At 71.3% G+C, this 4,075-nt stretch carries 4 protein-coding genes; 2 read left to right on the plus strand and 2 right to left on the minus strand.

Annotation, left to right across the window (positions count from 1 at the left end):
* Window positions 1–86: 86 nt before the first annotated feature.
* The gene (gene glgX, locus ACZ6B1_RS28825) at window positions 87–2,240 is read right to left on the minus strand and encodes a glycogen debranching protein GlgX (protein ID WP_468783115.1); all 2,154 of its coding nucleotides are present in this window, start codon (window positions 2,238–2,240) and stop codon (window positions 87–89) included.
* Window positions 2,241–2,263: 23 nt separating this feature from the next.
* Window positions 2,264–2,776, minus strand: a complete 513-nt coding sequence (locus ACZ6B1_RS28830) for a pep a2 (RefSeq protein ID WP_468783090.1) — start codon at window positions 2,774–2,776, stop codon at window positions 2,264–2,266.
* A 305-nt stretch (window positions 2,777–3,081) separates the two neighbouring features.
* Here ACZ6B1_RS28830 and ACZ6B1_RS28835 point away from each other — a divergent pair, with 305 nt between their 5' ends.
* Window positions 3,082–3,381 carry a DUF5133 domain-containing protein gene (locus ACZ6B1_RS28835; RefSeq protein ID WP_143634047.1) on the plus strand — a complete coding sequence of 100 codons (300 nt, stop codon included), beginning with the start codon at window positions 3,082–3,084 and terminating at the stop codon, window positions 3,379–3,381.
* Between the two features lie 107 nt (window positions 3,382–3,488).
* On the plus strand, window positions 3,489–4,075 hold a 587-nt coding region (locus ACZ6B1_RS28840; protein ID WP_468783092.1), incomplete at its 3' end, for a maltotransferase domain-containing protein.

A 4,075-nucleotide genomic window follows, 5' to 3' on the forward strand; every position in this document is an offset into this window, starting at 1 on the left:
GACGAACAACACCCCCCCCTACGCCCCCCGTACCCCCCCCCTTTCCCGCCCCCCCCCCCCCCACGCCGGGCGGACCCTCGGGCGGATCAGCGGGTGCGGCGTGCCGGACGGGTGCCGCGGGCCGGACGGGCGTCGCGGGCCGGGCGGGAGAGGACGACCATGCTGCGCGGCTCCACCCGCAGCCGGGTGCCGGCCTTGCGTTCCCGCTCGTCGGGGATGCCGTCCGGGTCGGCGGTGTCGATCAGGGTGGTCCATCGCTCGCCGAAGGAGTCGTCTGGCAGGCGGAAGACGACCGGTTCCCAGTAGCCGTTGAGCAGCAGCAGGAACGAGTCGTCGACCACCCGGCGGCCGTGCGGGTCGCGTTCGGCGATGGCGTCGCCGTTGAGGAACACGCCCATCGAGTGCGCGTCCTCGCGGTGCCAGTCCCGCTCGGTCATCTCCCGGGCGTCGGGCCGCAGCCACATCACGTCGGGCAGCGGCTGTCCGGGGTTGGTCGGGGTCTCGCCGCGGAAGAAGCGGCGTCTGCGCAGCACGGGGTGCCGGGCGCGCAGGCCGATCACATAGCGGGTGAAGTCGGCGAGCGAGCGCTGCTCGTCCGTGGTCTCCCAGTCGACCCAGGAGACCTCGTTGTCCTGGCAGTACGCGTTGTTGTTGCCGCGCTGGGTCCGGCCGAGTTCGTCACCGTGGCAGAGCATCGGGATGCCCTGCGACAGCAGCAGTGTGGCCAGCAGGTTGCGCTGCTGGCGGGCACGCAGCTCCAGCACGGCCGGGTCGTCGGTGTCGCCCTCCGCCCCGCAGTTCCAGGACCGGTTGTGGCTCTCGCCGTCCCGGTTGCCCTCGCCGTTGGCCTCGTTGTGCTTGTCGTTGTAGGACACCAGGTCACGCAGGGTGAAACCGTCGTGCGCGGTGACGAAGTTGACGCTCGCGCGCGGTGCGCGGCGGCTGTGCTGGTAGAGGTCCGACGATCCGGTCAGCCGGGAGGCGAACTCGCCCAGCGAGCCGGGCTCCCCGCGCCAGAAGTCCCGTACGGCGTCCCGGTAGCGGCCGTTCCACTCCGACCACAGCGGCGGGAAGTTGCCCACCTGGTAGCCGCCCTCGCCCACGTCCCAGGGTTCGGCGATCAGCTTGACGCGGCTGATCACCGGGTCCTGCTGGATCAGGTCGAAGAACGCGGACAGCCGGTCGACCTCGTGGAACTGCCGGGCCAGCGTGGCCGCGAGGTCGAAGCGGAAGCCGTCGACGTGCATCTCGGTCACCCAGTACCGCAGCGAGTCCATGATGAGCTGGAGCACGAAGGGGTGGCGCATCAGCAGGCTGTTGCCGGTGCCGGTGGTGTCGTAGTAGTGCGCCCAGTCGCCGTCGACCAGCCGGTAGTAGGAGGCGTTGTCGATGCCCCGGAAGGACAGCGAGGGGCCGAACTCGTTGCCCTCGGCGGTGTGGTTGTAGACCACGTCGAGGATGACCTCGAGGCCGGCCGCGTGCAGCGCCTTCACCATCGCCTTGAACTCGTTGACCTGCTGGCCCGAACTGCCGAACGCGGCGTAGGCGTTGTGCGGGGCGAAGAAGCCGATGGTGTTGTAGCCCCAGTAGTTGGCAAGGCCGCGGTCCTGCAGGACGCCGTCGTGGATGAACTGGTGGACCGGCATCAGCTCCACCGCGGTGACGCCGAGCGAGGTCAGGTGCTCGATGACCGCGGGGTGCGCGAGACCGGCGTAGGTGCCGCGCAACCGCTCGGGGATCTCGGGGTGGGCGCGGGTCATGCCGCGCACATGGGCCTCGTAGATGACGGAGTCCGCGTACGAGCGGCGCGGCGGGCGGTCGTCGCCCCAGTCGAAGTACGGGTCGGTGACCACGCCCAGCATCGAGTGCCCGGCGCTGTCGTCCGGGGACGGGCCGTCGGGCGAACGCTCGTACAGGGAGGCGTGGTTGTCGATCTGGCCGTCCACGGCGCGGGCGTACGGGTCGAGCAGCAGCTTCGCCGGGTTGCAGCGGTGACCGAGGGACGGCTGCCAGGGGCCGTGCACGCGGTAGCCGTAGCGCCGGCCGGGGCCGACGCCGGGCAGGTAGGCGTGCCAGACGAAGCCGTCGACCTCGTGCAGCGGGACGGGCGTCTCGGCGCCCGCGTCGTCGACCAGGATCAGCTCGACACGCTCGGCGACCTCGCTGAACAGGGCGAAGTTGGTGCCCTCGCCGTCGAACACGGCCCCCAGCGGATAGGGGTGCCCGCTCCACACGGACACCCCTTTCCGGGACTTCCGTGCCGTCACCGGGCGCCCTCCAGGACGCCGTCCGCGGCGGTCGCCGGTGCGGCCAGCGCGGCCACCCTCAGCTCGCGCGGCACCTGCAGGCCCTCGGTGAGGCTCGGCGCCGGGGCGGTCGGGACCAGCGGGACGCGCTCGCCGGTGCGGGCGCGCTGCGAGAACCAGATGATGACGCCTCCGGTCTCCGAGGCGCAGCAGCCCCATCCGTCGCTCATGGCGGCGATGTCCGCCAGGCAGGCCCGCAGGTCCTGGCCCGGACGCAGATCGCGGTCGTCGCCACCGACCGCCGTGATCAGATGCTGGCCGTTCCACCACATCTCGATCGACATGGTCTTTTCCGTGGCGTGCTGGTCGATCGCCCGCAGCAGCAGTTCGGCGCCGCGGCGGACGGGGGCCACGAGGTTGTCGAGGTCCCAGTAGCGGAGGTGGGCGCCCAGGATGCGGCTGACCTGTCCCACCCGTTCCGGGCTGACTTCCACGTCGATGTGGTAGTAGCAGGGCACTGCGGTCTTCATCGTCGCTTGCTCCTCACCGGCGAGGCTCTCGCTCCCTCACCCCGTCCGGGAGGGATCCCGGACACCGAGCGTGAGCAGTAATCGCTTCTGAGTCACCTCCCACAGTGGGGTCGCTACGCCATTCGTGCAACACGAGCGTCCCGAACGGCCCTAGTCGTTGAACGTCCAACAGGACGGTGCGTGTCTGTACGTGCACCATGAGTGAAAGCCTCGATCGCCGTAACGGTTCCGTGCCCACCCCTGCGCGGAAACCACCCGACCGTCGGGAACGCGCCCAGTCGAGAGCGTGGAAGGTGAAGAGGGTCATGCTGCTACCCGCCAAGGCCGAAGTGGCCAGGCAGTTGCGGCGTTACCGGGCCTGGGAGCGCGTGATGCTCGCCTCGCCCCACGACCGCACGGTCCGGGCAACCTTCGAGGACTCGGGCTACACCTTGTGCGTGCTGATGGGAAAACGCTGCGCCCGGGAGGCAGCGGACGCGGCCGAGCGCTATCTGCGCTCCACTCTGGCCGGCTACCTGCGCGAGCAGGACGGCCGGCCCCAGCCGGGCCGGGCGGCGCGGCGCGCGCCGCCTTCGGAGCGGCGTTCCACGGCGCCAAGCCCATGACCTGGCACCGTACATGGCGTTCCCCACGGACCGGCAGCAGCCGGACGTGCATCGGATCGCGAAGCCGGGCCCTGGGCCCGGCTTCGCGCACGGCGGAGGTGAGAACCATGCGCAGGACCCCGGCCATCGGCCGCGTACCGGTACGTGACGTCCGGCCGGCCGTGGAGTGCGGCAGGCGCCCGGCGAAGGCGGTGACCGGGGAGACGTTCCAGGTCACGGCCACCGTGTTCCGGGAGGGGCACGACGCGGTCGGTGCGAATGTGGTCCTGCGGGATCCGAAGGGCCGTCGTGGCCCCTGGACGCCGATGCGGGAGCTGTCCCCCGGCAGCGACGTGTGGGGCGCCGACATCACGCCGGACGCCACCGGCCGCTGGACCTTCCGGGTGGAGGCGTGGAGCGATCCGCTGACGACCTGGCGGCACACCGCCTCCGTCAAGATCCCGGCGGGCATCGACACCGGCCTGGTCCTGGAGGAGGGCGCCGAGCTCTACGAACGTGCCGCCGCCGGGGTGCCCAAGGGACCCGAGCGGGTCCTGGTCCTGGAGGCCGCGCACGCCCTCGGCGACGACACACGGTCGGTCCACCACCGCCTGAAGCCCGCGCTGTCTCCTGAGGTGGAGGGGGTGCTGTCCCGTTATCCGCTGCGGGAGTTGGTGACCGCGTCGGAGGCGATGCCGCTGCTGGTGGAGCGGGA

This window comes from Streptomyces sp. NPDC041129, from assembly GCF_055592265.1.